Below are 16,077 nucleotides of genomic sequence, written 5' to 3' on the forward strand. Positions count from 1 at the left end.
CAGGGCCGTTCGTCGGGATGGGGCGAGGGCGCTACCCGCGCCTCGGGCGGCGGCGGAGCACCGCCACCGAGACGCCCGCCGCGGCCAGCAGGACCGCGGCGGCCAGTAGGTCGAGGGGGCGGTCGGGCGCAGGGGGCTCGGCCGGCGCCGGCCGGGTGCCGGGGAGCTCGGCCACCAGCGCCGCGGCGTTCGCCAGCTGCTCCGGGCCGGCGGTGAGGCGCGCCGGCAGCGTGGTGAGCGCGGCGACGGGATCCACCACACCGCGCCCCAGCGCGCCGGCACCGTCGGGTGCCCGGCGAGCGGTGGCCACGATGCGGTCCACGACCTCGGTCGACGTGAGCTCGGGGAACCGCTCGCGGACCAGCGCGGCGAGCCCCGCGACCCACGGCGCCGCGAAGCTGGTGCCGTCCAGGCCGCCGGTTGTGCCGCCGCCGACGGCGAGCGAGCGCAGCCCGGTGCCGGGCGCCGCCACGTCGACCCACGGACCGGGCATCGTGAACGGGGCCGGGGTGTCGTCCGGGCCGACCGCGCCGACGGTCAGCACGTCGGCGTCGTACCAGCCGGGGAGCGCGACCTGCCCCCGGCCGTTCGCCGTGCAGCCGCCCGAACCCACGTTGCCCGCTGCGGCGACCACAACGACGTCCGCGGCGGTGGCGGCCCGCAACGCCGCCTGCAGCGCAGCGCCCGCCGCGGCCGCGCGCGCCGCGGGCAGGCAGACGGCCTCGGAGATGTTGACGACGTCCGCGCCCGAGCGGACGGCCAGCGCCACCGCCTCGGCGAGGGTGGCGGTGTCGCCCGCCGCGCGGCGGCCGCCGTCGGGCGCGGGGACGTCGAACGAGGGGCTGGACTGGCGGATCGCGAGCAGCTGTGCCTGCGGGGCGATCCCGACCGGCGTGGTGGAGCGCTCCCCGCGGACGGGCCCGGCGGCGAGCAGCCCGGCGACGGCCGTGCCGTGGCCGTCGCAGTCGTCGAGGCCGTCGCCGCCGGTGAGGTAGTCGCCGCCCCCGCGCAACCGGGAACCCAGCAGCGGGTGCGGCGCGATCCCGGTGTCGATCACGGCGATCACCTGGCCACGCCCGGTGGCGAGCTGATGCACGTCGGCGAGGCGCAGCCGCGCGGAGACGCTGCCCGGACCGGACGGTACGCCCGGTGCGTCGGCGCGGGGTGGCGCGCAACGTGCGGCCGCCCGGATCCCGGGTGCCGGGCCCGGCTGCTGCCCCCGAGGTGGCGCCACCGAGACGCGCGGTGGCGGGGGCGGTGCGAGGTCACCGGTGATCCCGGGTGGCACGGGCTGGGTCACGGCCGCCGCCGGCGCGACCACGGCGGTGACCCGGGGAGCGTCAGGGACGGCGATCGCGGGCGCGAGACCCACGAGGGCCGCCGCTGCCAACCCGACGCCCAACCGCCGGTTGCCGCTGCGGGATGCGCCCGAGCGCCGTCCAGGGGCGGACCCCGGTACCGGAGCGGGCATCGGCACGCTCACAGCCCGCGGACGAGCCGGAAGAGGTCCATGGCCGCCAGGGCGAGCGGCACGGCCGCCGCGACGAGGACCACGTCGAGCAGGTCGACCGCCCGCCGCGCCACCGGGGACCCGGCGGGGCTGCTCCGGCCGATGGCGACGAGGCCCACCCCGGCCACCACGAGCAGGACGCCGACCGCCACGAGCCGCGGAATCGGCTCGGGCCGGGCGGCCGTGAGGATCGCGAGCCCGGCCAGGCCGACGACCGCGCAGCCGAGCAGCGTGCGTGACGGCGCGGGATCGGCGAAGCCGCGGGCCCGCAGTGCGAGCACAGCGATGATCACGCAGGCCAGTGCCGGCCCGGCCCAGCCACCCGCGGCCGCAGCCGGGAGCGCTCCCGCCACGGCCACGGCGGCGCACCCGCCCGCGAGCCCGGCGAGGTAGCCGCGGGCGAGGTCGGAGCGTTCGGCGAACTCGTCGGGTGGCAGGACGTCGGGGCCGCGGTCGGCCTCGACGAGCTCGGAGCCGTCGGCGGGCACCACCGGGCGGGGCAGCCCGGCCAACCGGAGCGCGATCCGGGGCAGCAGCGGCCCGACGGCCACGGCGAACGCCCCCACCGCCGCCGCGACGGACGACAGCGGGCTCTCCAGGCGCAACACGGCGACGGCACCGAGCCCCACGGGCACGGCGGCCACCACTGCGGCGACGAGCACCGGCGACACGACGCGGAGCGCGATCTGGGCGGCCGCCGCGACCGTGCCGGCGGCCGCCGTGGCGAGCAGCAGCTGCGCGGCGGCGGAGGAACCGGGCAGCGCGGCCCAGCCGGCCGCGGCGGCGAACGGAACTGCCGCGAGTGCTGCGGTGCGCCCCGCGAGCAGGGTGTGGGCCTCCGGCTCCACGCGCGCCGACCGGGCCGCCAGACCCACCGCCGCCCCTGCCGCGAGCGTGGCGGCGACCGCGCGCAGCACCGCGGTGTCGGGGGAGCCGACGGCGAGCAGCACCGCTGCGGCCACGACCACCAGCAACACCGCCGCCGCGGGGAACCGCCGGTCGTCGGGCCCCGTGCCGCCCGCGCGGGAGGCGAGCGCGTCGACGGGGTCGTCGAACACCGGTGGGGGTGGTGGCGGCAGGTCCGGCGCGAGCCGCAGCAGCTCGCCGTCGGGCACGCCGAGCTCGGCGAGGGACGCTCCCGGCGGGAGCGGCGCGCCCGCCGCACCGGTGAGCCGCCACGGCACCGGGCGGACACCGAACTGGGGCTCGCCGACCAGGTCGAGCATCATCGGGACCAGCTCGGCCACCGGCACGTCCGCGGGCAGCGCGACGTCCACCGCCGCCCGTGGAGCGAGCACCGTGAGGCGGCAGTAGGGCGCGCGGTACGCCGCCTCCTGACCTGCGGTGAGCATGCTGGTCCCTGGTCCCCTCCGCGGGATGCCGGCCGGACGAGTTCTGCCAAACGGCCCCGGCGCTCCCCGTCGGCTGCCTAGCATCGCAGCGCTCGTGGCCCGGCGGGGCCGATTCGCAGAACTCGTGGAGTCCGAACATGAGCACCGGTAGATCGCGGCCCGCACCACCCAGGATGCCGGGCGGCGAGCTCACGCTCGAACCGCCGCCGGAGCCGGAGCGGATCATCCCGGCGGGTGTGCTGCAGCGGATGCTGCCGCTGGCCATGCTGGTCGGGTCGGTGGGCTTCATCGCCGTGCTCGGCGTGCGGGATCCGACGTCGTGGCTCTTCGGCGGCATGTTCGCGATCTCCTCGCTCGGCATGCTGCTCACCGGCAGCGGGCGCGGCGGTGGCAGCCGCACGGCCGACATCGACGAGGACCGCCGCGACTACCTGCGGTACCTGTCCGTGCTCCGGGACCGGGTGCGGCGGATCGCTGCCGAGCAGCGGGCGGCGCTGGAGTGGTCGCACCCCGAGCCCTCCGCGTGGCCTGCCGTGTTGCGGGCGGGCCGGATGTGGGAGCGGCGGCCCGCCGACCCCGATTTCGCCCACGTCCGCGTCGGGCGGGGCGCCCAGCGCCTCGCCACCCGGCTGGTGCCGCCGCAGACCGGGCCGGTCGACGGCCTCGAACCGGTCGCCGCGCTCGCGCTGCGCCGGTTCCTGCTGAGCCACGCGGTCGTGCCGGACCTGCCGGTCGCGTTGTCGCTGCGGGCGAGCGGCATCGTGTGGCTGGAACCGGCGGGTGGTGCCGGGATGGACCGCGTGCGTGCGCTGGCCCGCGCCGCCGTCGTCCAGTACGCGCTCTGGCACGCACCCGCCGACGCGCTGCTCGCGGTCGTGGCGCCGCCATCGCTGGCCCACGAGTGGGAGTGGGTGAAGTGGCTCCCGCACGCCGGGCACCCGCGTCGTCACGACCTGGTCGGCCCGGTGCGGATGATCACGGCGGACGCCGACGACGTGCGGCACTGGTGGCTCGCCGAGCTCGCAGGCCGCCCACCCGGCCCGGGCATCGGCGAGCCGCACCTGCTGGTGGTCGTCGACGACGTCGCCGAGGGGCCGGGGGCGTGGTCCGGGGTCGCCGGCGTCTCCGTGCTGCGGGTCGGAGCCCCCACGGGCAGGCGCCCGGCCCCGTCGGTGGTGCGGCTGCAGGTCGCGCCGGACCTCCTGCTGCGGGGCGGTGGCGACGAGCAGCCCGTCGTGATCGGGCGCCCCGACGGGCTCACGGTTGCGGAGGCCGCGGCGCTGGCCCGCAGGCTGGCGCGCCACCGCGCGGCGGACGTCACGACGGCCGGAGACGCGGCCACGGCGGCACCGCCCGGGCTGCGCGCGCTCCTCGGCCTCGCGCCCGGCCCGGCCGGGATCGCCGCGCTGCGGGCCCGCTGGGCGCGCTCGGAGGCCGACCGGCTGCGCGTGCCGATCGGCATCGACGAGAGCGGCGGCGCGGTCACCCTCGACCTCAAGGAGGCGGCGCTGGGCGGCAGCGGCCCGCACGGGCTCTGCGTCGGCGCCACCGGTTCGGGCAAGAGCGAGCTGCTCCGCACGCTCGTGCTCGGACTGGCCGCCACCCACTCATCCGAGGAGCTCAACCTCGTCCTCGTCGACTTCAAGGGCGGCGCCACGTTCCTCGGGCTCGCCGGTCTCCCGCACGTCTCCGCGGTGATCACGAACCTCGCCGACGAGATCGGCCTCGTCGACCGCATGGCCGACGCGCTCGCAGGCGAGATCACGCGCCGGCAGGAGCTGCTGCGGGCGGCGGGCAACCTCGTCGGGGTCACCGAGTACGCCGCGGCCCGGCGCTCCGGCGCCGACCTGCCGCCGCTGCCGGCCCTGTTCGTCGTGGTCGACGAGTTCTCCGAGCTGCTCGCGCAGCGGCCGGAACTGATCGACCTGCTCGTCACGATCGGCCGTCTCGGGCGCTCGCTCGGGCTGCACCTGCTGCTGGCCTCGCAGCGCCTCGACGAGGGCAGGCTGCGCGGGCTCGAGTCGCACCTGTCCTACCGGATCGCGCTGCGCACGTTCTCCGCAGCGGAGTCGCGGGCCGTCCTCGGCGTGCCGGACGCGCACCAGTTGCCGTCCGCGCCCGGGTCGGCGTTCCTCGCCACCGGCACCGGCGAGCTCGTGCGGTTCCGCTCGGCGTACGTGTCGGGCCCGGACACGGCGCCCCGCTCGGCGGGCCCGGCGCCGCAGCGGCCGCGGGCACACCCGTTCCGGGTGGCACCGGTGCGTGAGTCCGAGCAGGCGACACCACCCGACGAGGACCTCGACGAGGGGCCCACCGTCCTCGACGCCGTCATCGCGGCGATGGCCGGCTCCGGCCCGCCTGCCCACCAGGTCTGGCTTCCCCCGCTGGGCGACCCGCCGCCGCTGGACGAGGTGGCCGGGCTGGCTGCCGGCCCGCTGCGGGTGGCCGTCGGGCTCGTCGACCGGCCCTACCAGCAGCGCCGCGACGCGCTCGTCGTCGACCTGGCCGGTGGATCCGGGCACTTCGCCGTGGTCGGCGCCCCGCGCAGCGGCAAGTCCTCGGTGCTCGCCACCGCCGTGCTGGGGCTGGCGCTCACCAGCACGCCCGCCGAGCTCGGCGTGCACGTCCTCGACTTCGGCGGCGGCGCGCTGGGCGCGCTGGCCGGGCTCCCCCACGTCGGCACCGTGGCCGACCGGCAGCAGCCGGACCTCGTGCGCCGGGTCGTCGCCGAGTTCGCGGCCGTGCTCGCGCGGCGCGAGCAGCTCTTCCGCGAGCACGGGATCGCGTCGGTCGAGGACTTCAGGGCCCGCCGGGCCGCTGGCGCGTTCCCCGACGAACCGGCCACCGACGTCCTGCTCGTCGTCGACGGGTACCTCGTCCTGCGGGGCGAGTTCGACGACCTGGAGGCACGGCTGCTGCCGCTGGCCGCGCAGGGCCTGTCCTACGGGCTGCACCTCGCGCTGTCGGCCAACCGGTGGAGCGAGCTGCGGCCCGCGCTGAAGGACCTCGTCGGCGGGCGGATCGAGCTGCGGCTGGGGGAGCCGACGGAGTCCGAGGTCGACCGGCGCCGGGCCGCGGGCGTGCCCGCCCGCCCGGGGCACGGGCTCGCGGCCGACGGCGCCCCCGCCGTCGTCGCGGCGCCCCGGACCTCCACCGGCGACCTCCCGGGCCTCGTGGCCGAGATCGGCGCCGCCCGGCCGGGCCCGGGATTCGCCCCGGTGCGCCTGCTGCCCGACCGCATCGACCTCGACCGGCTGCCGCCGGGTGCCGCCGGGATCCCGCTCGGGGTCGACGAGGAGCGGCTCGCGCGGGTCGTGCTCGACCCCGCCGCCGACCCCCACCTGCTGTGCTTCGCCGACGCCGAGAGCGGCAAGACCGCGCTGCTGCGGCTGGTCGCGCACGGCGTCGTGACGGCCTTCCCACCGGAGGAGGCGCGCATCGTGGTGGTCGACCACCGGCGCACCCTCCTCGGCGCGGTCCCGGACTCCCACCTGATCGGCTACACCAGCACCGCCGACGCCACGGCGTCGGCCGCCCGCGACGTGGCCGACTCGCTGCGCAGGCGGCTGCCCGGCCCCGGCGTCACCCCACGCGAGCTGAGGGAACGCAGCTGGTGGACCGGGCCCGACGTGTACGTCCTCGTCGACGACTACGACCTCGTCGCTCCCGGCGGCGGCTCGGCGAACCCGCTGCTCCCGCTCGTCGAGTTCCTCGCGCAGGCCAAGGACGTCGGGCTGCACCTCGTCGTCGCCCGGCGCTGCGGCGGGGCCGCGCGGGCCCTGTACGACCCCGTGCTCGGGCGGCTGCGCGAGCTCGCCGTTCCGGGCCTCGTCATGAACGGCAGCCCCGACGAGGGCGCCCTGCTCGGCACGGCCAAGCCCGCGTCCGAGCCGCCGGGGCGCGGGGTGCTGGTCGACCGGCGCCGCAACACCCGCCGCGTCCAGCTCGCGTGGCTGCCGCCGGACGAGGACGCCTAGTGCGCCCCGTGCGCGTCGCCGTCCAGGAAGGCGCCGGCTTCGTCCGGATCGCGGGCGCGGGGGACGACGGCGCGCCGTGGCTGATCGCCGAGCTGCCCGCCTCGGGGCCCGGGGTCGCCGCGCTGCTCGCCGACCTGGTCGGCCCGCCTCCGCGGGAGCTGGTGCTCGTCCACCCCGCGCGGTGGCCGCCCGAACGCGCCGCGCAGTGGGCCCGGGACTGCGCCGGGCTCGCCGCCGCGGTGCGCACCGTGCCCGCCCCGCTCGCAGCCGCAGGCGAGGGCGAGGTGGCCGTGCTCGACGTCGGCGCGTCCACGACGGAGGCCACCCGGCTGGACGCGGCCGGCCGCGTCCGGGCCGTTGCCGCCGGGGAGGTGGGCGGGCGGCTCCTCGACGAGCTGGTGGCCGCGCACACCGGCCGCGACCCGGCGGCGGCCCGGGCGGTGCGGGAGGCGCTGTCGCTGCTCCCGGCCGTCGACGGCGTCGAAGCCGCGCAGGTGCGGCCGTTGCTCGCCGAGCCGCTGACGGCCGCGGTGGCGGCGCTGCGCGAGGTGGTGTCGGGCGCTCCCCGCGTCGTGCTGATCGGCGGGGTGGCCCGTACCCCGCTGCTGGCCCGCGTGGTCGACGAGTCAGGCCTCACGCAGGCCGAGGTGCCTCCACGCCCGGAGGCGGCCGCGGTCCTGGGCGCCCTGGAACGCACCTTGGAGCCCCACTGCTCTCTCGAGCGCCCGGAAACAGCAGTACGGCTCCAAGCTGGGCCCTACCTGCCGCGGCTGCCTGCTCGTCCGAGGCGGGCCCTGCGGGGGGCGCTTCTGGGGGTTGCTGCTGCTGTTGGACTCGCCTCGTTGCTCCTGCTCGGGTGGCTCTTGGTGCCGCCCGGCGCCGAGGCCGTGCCGGCGGGTGCCCTCGTGCAGTACGGCTACCGGCTCGACGTGCCCGCGGGCTGGGAGCACACCGGCGGGCTCCCCGAGCGGCGCAGGGTTCTGCTCACCCCGGTCGCCGCGCCCGAGGGCAGCGACCTGATCGCCGTCGAGCGCTCCCCGCTCGGCTACGACACGGCCGCCGAGCCGCAGCGGGCGCGGGCCGAGCTGCGCGCCGCGTACGACGCCGCGCTGCGGGAGGGCTCCGCGTTCTCCGGTTACGACCCGGCCGGGCACTTCGCCGGGCGGCAGGTCACCGCGTACCGGCAGGAGGATCCGGGCGGAACCGTCGTCGACTGGTACGTCGTGCTCGACCGTGACGCGCAGCTCAGCGTCGGCTGCCGGCACACGCCCGCGGGTGCGGAGGCGGTGCGGGCGGCGTGCGCCGTCGTCGTGGCGTCGGTTCGCGCCGGCTGAGGGGACCAGCGGCCTCCGCCTCGCTCCGAGCGTTCACAGCTGCGAACGATCCGCCGCATTCCGCCCCGGCGGAGCGGGTGTCGGTGCGAGCGTGACGGCATCCGCACGGGAGGAGACCGGCATGACCCAGGGGTTCGGCACCAGCGTCGAGGAGATGCAGGCGGCCGCGAAGCACGTGCTCAGCGTGAACGACACGGTGCAGGCCGACCTCGCCACGTTGCGAGCGCGGCTCGCCCCGCTCGCCGGGGCGTGGCGGGGCGCGGCCGCCACCGAGTTCGCCAACCTCATGGTGCGCTGGGACACCGATGCCAAGGCGCTGAACGACGCCCTGCGCGGCATCGGCGAGTCGATCCAGGGCAGCGGCGTGAGCTACCAGGCGCAGGAGGACCAGCACACGAGCGACATGTCCGCGATCCGCGCGGCGTTGGGCTGAGGGGGAGTCATGAGCGAGATCAAGGTCACCTTCGCGGCGCTCGAGGCCGCGCAGTCCGACGTCTCCGGCGTGGCCGGCCGGATGACCGGCCAGCTGGAGGACCTGAAGCGGTTCCTGGCGCCGCTGGTCGCCACCTGGGAGGGCCAGGCCGCCACCGAGTACCAGGCCAAGCAGCGTCAGTGGGACACCGCCGCCGCAGGCCTCGCGAACGTGCTGGGGCGGATCGGCGTCGCGCTGGGCACGGCGAACGAGAGCTACCGTCAGGTCGAACAGTCCAACGCATCACGCTGGCGCGCGTGAGCGAAGGGGTCCCGCTTCGTCGGAGGGGGGCGTTTTGACCCTCCTCCGACGCGGCGGGTACCCTCGTTATTCGATGTGCGGCGGGTGGACACCCGCGGCCGTGCCACCACGGCCCGCACGGCCCGGCCCACGGGCCCGGCGCCCCAGCATGCCGCACTCACGCACCAGAGGCAGCTCCCACGAGCAGACGACAGCGACGAGGTAGGTCCGTGCCCACGTACAGCCCCAAGCCCGGCGAGATCACCCGCGCCTGGCACGTGATCGACGCCACGGACGTGGTGCTCGGCCGCCTCGCCACGCATGCCGCCACCCTGCTGCGCGGCAAGCACAAGCCGACCTACGCCCCGCACATGGACACGGGCGACTTCGTCATCATCGTCAACGCCGAGAAGATCGCGGTGTCCGGCACCAAGCGGGACGACAAGTTCGTCTACCGCCACAGCGGCTTCCCCGGCGGCCTCAAGCAGCGCTCCGTCGGCGAGATGATCGAGAAGCACCCGGACCGGCTGGTCGAGAAGGCGATCAAGGGCATGCTCCCGAAGAACCGCCTCGGCCGGGCGATGGCCAAGAAGCTCAAGGTCTACGCCGGCCCCGAGCACCCGCACGCCGCGCAGAAGCCGGCCGCGTTCGAGATCACCCAGGTCGCCCAGTGACCACTCCAGAAGCGACCACGCCAGAAGAGGGACAGCCCGTGACCACGCCCGAGTCCGAGTTCGAGGCCGTCGAGGAGGCCGCGGTCGACGCCGAGGCCACCGAGCTCGCCGACGCTGCCGACGAGTACGACACCGAGATCGGTGCCGACGTCGCGCTGCCCGAGATCCCGGCCGTCTACTCCGACCGCCCGATCCAGACCGTCGGCCGCCGCAAGGAGGCCGTGGTCCGTGTGCGGCTCATGCCCGGGTCCGGCGAGTTCCGCCTCAACGGCAAGTCGCTCGAGGAGTACTTCCCGAACAAGCTGCACCAGCAGCTGATCCGCGAGCCGCTGGTCACGGTCGAGAAGACCGAGCGCTTCGACATCTTCGCCAACCTCAAGGGCGGCGGCACCTCCGGCCAGGCCGGTGCGCTGCGGCTGGCCATTGCCCGTGCGCTGATCGAGGCCGACTCCGAGGACCGCCCGCCGCTCAAGAAGGCCGGCTTCCTCACCCGTGACCCGCGGGTCATCGAGCGCAAGAAGTACGGCCTGAAGAAGGCCCGCAAGGCACCTCAGTACAGCAAGCGCTGACGTTTTGAGCGCACGGCGTCTGTTCGGCACCGACGGCGTCCGCGGACTGGCCAACGGCGAGCTCCTCATCCCGGAGCTCGCCGTGGCGCTCTCCGCGTCGGCTGCCCGCGTGCTCGCCGAGCGCGACCGCTCGCGCCGCCCGATCGCCGTCGTCGGCCGGGACCCGCGCGCGAGCGGCGAGATGCTCGAGGCCGCGGTCGTCGCCGGGCTCACCTCGGCCGGTGCCGACGCGGTGCGCGTCGGGGTCCTGCCCACGCCCGCGGTGGCGTTCCTGGTGGGTGACCTCGGGGCCGATCTCGGCGTGATGATCTCCGCGTCGCACAACCCGATGCCGGACAACGGCATCAAGCTGTTCGCGGCAGGCGGCCACAAGCTCCCCGACTCGGTGGAGAGCGCCGTCGAGGACGGGCTGGGCGCCGCCGCGGAACGGCCCACCGGTGCGGCCATCGGGCGGGTGCGCGACCTCGCCGACGCCGTCGATCGGTACCGCGACCACCTGCTCGCCGTCACGCCGGCCCCGCTGGCCGGGCTGCGTGTGGTGGTCGACTGCGCGCACGGCGCCGCCTCCACCGTCGCTCCGGGGACCTACCGGCGGGCCGGCGCCGACGTCGTGGCGCTGCACGCAGAGCCCGACGGGCTCAACATCAACGACGGCGTCGGCTCCACGCACCTCGGGCCGCTCCGGGAGGCCGTCCGGGCGCACGGCGCCGACCTGGGCATCGCCCACGACGGCGACGCCGACCGCTGCCTCGCCGTCGACGCCACCGGCGCCGAGGTCGACGGCGACCAGATCATGGCCGTGCTGGCCGTCGCCATGAGGGAGTCGGGCGAGCTGGCAGACGACACCCTCGTCGCCACCGTCATGAGCAACCTCGGCCTGCACCTGGCGATGCGCGAGGCCGGGATCACGGTCCGCACCACGGCGGTCGGCGACCGGTACGTGCTGGAGGAGCTGCGCGAGGGCGGGTTCAGCCTCGGCGGCGAGCAGTCGGGGCACGTGGTCATGCCGCGGTACTCCACCACCGGCGACGGCTTGCTCACCGCGCTGCGGCTCATGGCGCGCATGGCAGCCACCGGCCGCTCCCTCGCCGATCTCGCCGCGATCGTCACGCCCCTGCCTCAGGTGCTGCAGAACGTGCGGGTGGCCGACAAGGCCGCGGTGGCCGGGTCGGCCGCCGTCCGCGAGGCCGTCGAGAAGGCCGAGGTCGAGCTCGGCGGTTCCGGCCGCGTGCTGCTGCGGCCGTCGGGCACGGAGCAGCTCGTGCGCGTGATGGTCGAGGCGCCCACGGCCGAGCAGGCCCGGGCCACCGCGGGGCGGTTGGCCGAGATCGTCGCGGCGGCCCGATAGCGGCTCAGGGCGAGGTGTCGACCCCGGCGTAGGCGTGTGCGAACCAGCGCGCCAGCAGCGGGTCGCCCAGCAGCGCCGCCAGCCAGCCCTCCCGCGCGCCGTTCGTGAACCCGCCCGGCACGGTGCCCGCAGGCTCCGTGCCGTCGTGGAGGCCGGCGAGGAGGATCCGCAGGTACCACAGCGAGAAGGCCTCGGTCCGCCAGATCGCGGGCAGCCGGGTGGCGGAGTACGCGGCCAGGCGGCGGTCGTCGCCCGCCGGGCCGAGGCGGTCGATCAACCCGGCGGCCAGTTCGACGGCGTCCTGGATGGCCAGGTTCATCCCCTTGCCTGCCGCGGCCGTGATGAGGTGCGCGGCGTCGCCTGCGAGGAAGAGTCGGCCGTCCTGCATGGGTTCGTTCACGCGAACGCGGAGATCGACCAGGACCGGCTCGCTGAACGGCACCCCGTCGAGCTTGCCGTGGATGTCGAGGCGGAGCCCCAGCTCCTCGCGGATCCGGTCCTCCGGCCAGTCCGCGGCCGTGTCCGTGCCCGGCACCTCCACGTAGTAGCGCGTCTGCTGGGGCCCCCTGCGCATCTGCCCCGCGAAGCCCCGCGGGTGCAGCCCGTAGATCGTGTGCTCCTCCAACGGCGGGGCGTCGGCGATCACCGCGACGATGCGGGCGGGCAGGTCCACCTCGTTCGTCCGCAGGCCCGTCATCGCGGTCGCGACCACGCTGTGCGCGCCCTCGCACCCGACCACGGCTTGCGCGCGGATCTCGCTCCCGTCCGCACGCATGACGACGACACCGTCGCCGTTCTGGCGCACCGCGGCGATGGGCGTGCTGAACCGGACGTCGCCGCCGTCGGCGACCAGCGCGTCGCACAGGGCCCCGACCAGCTGGTGCTGCGGATAGATGTAGTTCGTGCGGCCGCCGGTCAGCCCGCCGTAGTCGAACACCGTCGACGCGGTCGGGGTCCGGAACTCCATGCGGCCGTTCTGGATCGTGAACTCGAGATCCACGTCCGCGATCCCCACACTGCGCAGCAGCTCGACAGACCGGTACTCGATCAGGCCTGCCCCCGGCTTGGCGGTGAGCTCGGCCCGCGACCGGCGCTCGAACACCGTGACCGGGATCCCGGCCCGCTGGAGCAGGCGAGCGAGTACGAGGCCGGCTGGACCGGCACCCACGACGACGACATCCCCCGTGACATCCCCCACGACGCCGCCAACGCGCTCCGCCTCGCGGTGATTTCCGCGTTCGCCCTCGGCGAAGGGTGGGTTCGGGGCACGATCGGCGCATGCCGCCCGAGCTGCACCTGCGTCCCGACCGGCTGCACGATCACGCGCGCTCCGCGTCCGGGCTGGCGGAGGAGCTGCACGCGGCGCTGCGTGGCGCGCCGGCAGGCTTCGACGTCGAGCGGTTGCAGGGCGTCGTCGGTGCGGCGGTGCACGAGCTCGCGGAGCTGAGCGCCGCACTTCGCGCTGCCGCGGCGGCCGGGCTCGACGCCGATGCCCATGTGTCGGCCGTGCTGGTCCGCCTCAGGGATGCGCTGGACCAGCAGTGACCGACGATCCGCTGCAGGAGGCGGCGCGGTGGGGTGCACGGCTCGCCGAGGTGCTCTGCGACGTCGGGCGCCGGGCCGGGGAGCTCGCGGAGCTGGTCGCCCGCGACTGGCCCGACCCCCGTGGCCGCGAGTGGGCCGAGCGCACCTCGGTGCTCTGCTCCCTGCTCGGGCGCGAGGCGACGACGGCGGCCGAGTTGGGCGAGTCGTACGCGCGGCAGGCGGCCGACGCGCCCACCCCGCCGCTCCCGGCGACCGGCGGCGCCGGCAGGCGAACCGGGATGCGGCTGGGCGGCACGGACGCCCAGCGCACCGACGACGAGCGCGGAATGCGGATCGCCGAGCTCGACCCACCGCCGTCCGGCTGACCGGCTCACAAACCCGAGCGGACGGTGCAACGACGCCCGACTCGCCGTGTCGGGGTGTCGGACTCGCCGTGCTCGGGTGTCGGACTCGCCGTGTCCGGGTGTCGGACTCGCCGTGTCCGGGTGTCGGACTCGCCGTGTCGGGGTGCCCGACTCGCCGTGCGTGGATGTCGGACTCGCCGTGTCGGGATGTCGGACTCGCGGGTCTGGGCGTTGCGGCTTCGTTCCGCGAGTCTTGCGTTCGGTCACGGCGAGTCCTGCGCTCCGCCGGGCGAGTCTTGCGTTCGGGCGCGGGGACTCGCGCCGTAGGTCAGGGGCGGGCGATGAGGGTGGTGCCGGGGACCTTGCCGTCGACGAGCACGTCGACGCGGTCCTCGTCCTGCAGGTGGTGCAGCAGGAACGCGGTGACCAGGGCGCGGGTGCGGCGGCGGGTCTTGGCGTCGGGGCTGCCGGAGAGCACGAAGTCGCTCCAGTGCGTGCCCTCGAGGAAGCCGGTGTGGGAGGCCTTGTCGAGGGTTCGCAGCCATACCGGCCCGCCCGCCGCCGCGGCGACCGGCTCGGCGTTGCCCGCGGCCGGTGCGACGGTGTCGCGGCCGGCGGCGAGGTGCAGCACCGGCACGGTGACGGCGCGCGCCGCGTCGTGGACGGTCGCGTGGGTCTGCGCCACCGCGATCGTGACGACGGCGGCGGCCCGCGGGTGGCCCTGTGCGGCGATGAGCGCGGCCGCGCCGCCGATCCCGTGTCCGGCGAAGGCCGTGCGGCGGGCGTCGACGCTGATCTTCCCGTCGCCGAGGCGCACTCCCACGCAGACGTCGAGGGTGGTGCGCAGGTCGGCGGCGAAACCGGCGTGGCTGGGCAGCGGCCCGCGGTGGCTACCGGGGGCGGCCGCGACGATGCCCCAGGACGCGAGGTGGCGCAGCAGGTCGGCGTAGCGCTCCGGGGGCTGCAGCCAGTCGTGCCCGAACGCGACGGCGGGCAGCCCCAGCCCTTCCTCGGGCGCGAAGACCACGCCGGGGAGGCCGACCATGCCGAGATCGCCGCGCAGCACCGTGTGCGGACCGGGGCGCGACAGCCGCTCGACGGCGTCCTTGGCCCCGCGCACCTCGGGCGGTCGGAGAGCGGAGCGGGTGCGGGTCACACGCGCACGTTAGCCGCCCGCGCGCGAGCGGGGCGACGGGACGCGCGCGTCGGCCCTACGCTCGTCGCATGAGGGGGGTCTGGACCGCGCAGCAGGTACGGGACGCCGAGGCGGTGCTGCTGGCCCGCACCCCGGACGGCGCGCTGATGCGGCGGGCCGCGTTCGGGCTCGCGGTGCACGCCCGCCGGATGCTCGCCGGGGACGGAAGGGTGGCCGGGCGACGGGTCGTGCTGCTCGTCGGCGCGGGCAACAACGGCGGCGACGCGCTCTGGGCCGGCGTGGAGCTGCGCAGGCGGGGGGTGGGCGTCACCGCGGTGCTGCTGGACCCGGCGCGGGCACATCCGGCGGGGCTCGCCGCGTTGCTGCGGGTCGGCGGGCGCGCGGTGGATGCGGAGGCCGGGCTGGTCGCCGTGCCCGGCGCCGACCTGGTGATCGACGGCATCATCGGCATCTCCGGCCGGGGGGCGCTGCGCGAGCCCGCCGCCCGGCTCGTGGCGGCCGCCGACGGGGCGGGCGTGCCGGTGCTCGCCGTCGACCTGCCCAGCGGGGTCGACCCGGACACGGGCGCCGCCGACGGGCCCGCCGTCACCGCCGCCGCGACCGTGACGTTCGGCGCGCTCAAGCCGGTGCACGTCCTCGCCGCCGCCCGTTGCGGGCCGGTGCACCTGGTGGACATCGGGCTCGCGCCGCTCCTGCCCGAGCCGCACGCCCACGTGCTCGACGCCCCCGACGTGGGGCGGCGGTGGCCCGCGCCGGGCCCGGCCGACGACAAGTACACCCAGGGCGTGGTGGGGATCGCGGCCGGATCGGCGACCTACCCCGGCGCGGCCGTGCTGGCCACCGGTGCCGCCGCGCTCGCGACGAGCGGGATGGTGCGGTTCGCCGGCAGCGCCGCGCCCGGCGTGCGCGACCACTGGCCGGAGGTGGTGGCCGCCGGATCGATCGAGGAGGCTGGGCGGGTGCAGGCCTGGTCGGTCGGGCCGGGCATCGGCACCGACGACGCGGGCCGCGCGGTGCTCGCGGCGGCGATCGCGGACGAGGTGCCGCTGTGCGTCGACGCCGACGCCATCACGCTGCTCGCGGCCCACAAGGACCTCAGGGACGCGCTGCGGGGGCGGCCGGTGCTGCTCACCCCGCACGACCGCGAGTTCGCCCGGGTGGCGGGCGAGGTGGGCACCGACCGGATCGGCGCGGCCCGCCGGGCGGCCGCCGACCTCGGCGTCACCGTGCTGCTCAAGGGCAACGCCACCGTCGTCGCCGACCCGGACGGGCGCGCGCTCGTGCACCCCGCCGCGTCCTCGTGGGCGGCCACGGCCGGGTCCGGTGACGTCCTGAGCGGCATGATCGGCGCCCTGCTGGCCGCAGGCCTCGAACCGTGGTGGGCGGCGGGATGCGCCGCGTACGTGCACGACCTGGCGGCGGGTCTGGCGGCTCGGGGTGCCCCGGCCCCGGCCTCTCGCCTGCAGGCCGCACTCCCGGAAGCGATCCGCTCCGTTCGAGCCTCTTCCACTCCGACGAGCGGCGCTGCCCGGTAGTGGCACTACAGCGCCGTTCGT

14 protein-coding genes are annotated in these 16,077 nt (G+C 76.6%); 10 read left to right on the top strand and 4 right to left on the bottom strand.

Going from position 1 to position 16,077, the window contains the following annotated elements; genetic code table 11:
• Positions 1-31: 31 nt before the first annotated feature.
• Positions 32-1,372 (bottom strand): type VII secretion-associated serine protease mycosin, encoded by a 1,341-nt coding sequence (gene mycP / locus FHX44_RS21215; RefSeq protein WP_170308973.1) that lies wholly within the window; start codon positions 1,370-1,372, stop codon positions 32-34.
• A gap of 107 nt (positions 1,373-1,479) precedes the next feature.
• Positions 1,480-2,862: a type VII secretion integral membrane protein EccD gene (gene eccD, locus FHX44_RS21220; RefSeq protein ID WP_170308974.1), complete on the bottom strand. Its 1,383-nt coding sequence runs from the start codon at positions 2,860-2,862 to the stop codon at positions 1,480-1,482.
• Between the two features lie 137 nt (positions 2,863-2,999).
• Here eccD and eccCa point away from each other — a divergent pair, with 137 nt between their 5' ends.
• From eccCa to glmM, 7 genes are all read left to right on the top strand, one after another.
• The gene (gene eccCa, locus FHX44_RS21225; RefSeq protein ID WP_147257396.1) at positions 3,000-6,839 is read left to right on the top strand and encodes a type VII secretion protein EccCa; all 3,840 of its coding nucleotides are present in this window, start codon (positions 3,000-3,002) and stop codon (positions 6,837-6,839) included.
• On the top strand, positions 6,839-8,173 hold the full coding sequence (locus FHX44_RS21230; RefSeq protein ID WP_147257397.1) for a type VII secretion-associated protein: 1,335 nt from the start codon (positions 6,839-6,841) through the stop codon (positions 8,171-8,173). Before eccCa ends, FHX44_RS21230 begins: the two co-directional genes overlap by 1 nt.
• 121 nt (positions 8,174-8,294) lie before the next feature.
• Positions 8,295-8,606, top strand: a complete 312-nt coding sequence (locus tag FHX44_RS21235) for a WXG100 family type VII secretion target (RefSeq protein ID WP_147257398.1) — start codon at positions 8,295-8,297, stop codon at positions 8,604-8,606.
• A 9-nt stretch (positions 8,607-8,615) separates the two neighbouring features.
• Entirely contained in the window at positions 8,616-8,906 is a 291-nt protein-coding gene (locus FHX44_RS21240; RefSeq protein WP_147257399.1) for a WXG100 family type VII secretion target, read from the top strand.
• 209 nt (positions 8,907-9,115) lie between these two features.
• Entirely contained in the window at positions 9,116-9,559 is a 444-nt protein-coding gene (gene rplM / locus FHX44_RS21245; protein WP_147257400.1) for a 50S ribosomal protein L13, read from the top strand.
• A gap of 38 nt (positions 9,560-9,597) precedes the next feature.
• Entirely contained in the window at positions 9,598-10,128 is a 531-nt protein-coding gene (rpsI, locus tag FHX44_RS21250) for a 30S ribosomal protein S9 (protein ID WP_212612574.1), read from the top strand.
• A gap of 4 nt (positions 10,129-10,132) precedes the next feature.
• Complete coding sequence (gene glmM, locus FHX44_RS21255) at positions 10,133-11,476, top strand: phosphoglucosamine mutase (protein WP_147257402.1); 1,344 nt, start codon at positions 10,133-10,135, stop codon at positions 11,474-11,476.
• A 4-nt stretch (positions 11,477-11,480) separates the two neighbouring features.
• On the opposite strand, the gene FHX44_RS21260 is transcribed toward glmM, so the two are convergent.
• Complete coding sequence (locus FHX44_RS21260; RefSeq protein ID WP_170308975.1) at positions 11,481-12,644, bottom strand: FAD-dependent monooxygenase; 1,164 nt, start codon at positions 12,642-12,644, stop codon at positions 11,481-11,483.
• A gap of 110 nt (positions 12,645-12,754) precedes the next feature.
• On the opposite strand from FHX44_RS21260, the gene FHX44_RS42220 reads away from it, so the two are divergent.
• Both FHX44_RS42220 and FHX44_RS21265 read left to right on the top strand, forming a co-directional pair.
• Entirely contained in the window at positions 12,755-13,021 is a 267-nt protein-coding gene (locus tag FHX44_RS42220) for a hypothetical protein (RefSeq protein WP_170308976.1), read from the top strand.
• Complete coding sequence (locus FHX44_RS21265; RefSeq protein WP_147257404.1) at positions 13,018-13,386, top strand: hypothetical protein; 369 nt, start codon at positions 13,018-13,020, stop codon at positions 13,384-13,386. The genes FHX44_RS42220 and FHX44_RS21265 overlap by 4 nt, the downstream gene beginning before the upstream one ends.
• Before the next feature lie 307 nt (positions 13,387-13,693).
• Here the strand turns inward: FHX44_RS21265 and FHX44_RS21270 are convergent, their stop codons facing one another.
• The gene (locus FHX44_RS21270) at positions 13,694-14,521 is read right to left on the bottom strand and encodes a poly(ethylene terephthalate) hydrolase family protein (protein WP_212612575.1); all 828 of its coding nucleotides are present in this window, start codon (positions 14,519-14,521) and stop codon (positions 13,694-13,696) included.
• A gap of 68 nt (positions 14,522-14,589) precedes the next feature.
• On the opposite strand from FHX44_RS21270, the gene FHX44_RS21275 reads away from it, so the two are divergent.
• Complete coding sequence (locus FHX44_RS21275; RefSeq protein ID WP_147257405.1) at positions 14,590-16,056, top strand: NAD(P)H-hydrate epimerase; 1,467 nt, start codon at positions 14,590-14,592, stop codon at positions 16,054-16,056.
• Positions 16,057-16,077 lie beyond the last annotated feature (21 nt).

Origin of the sequence: Pseudonocardia hierapolitana, assembly GCF_007994075.1 — a bacterium.
GTDB classification, from domain to species: Bacteria; Actinomycetota; Actinomycetes; order Mycobacteriales; family Pseudonocardiaceae; genus Pseudonocardia; species Pseudonocardia hierapolitana.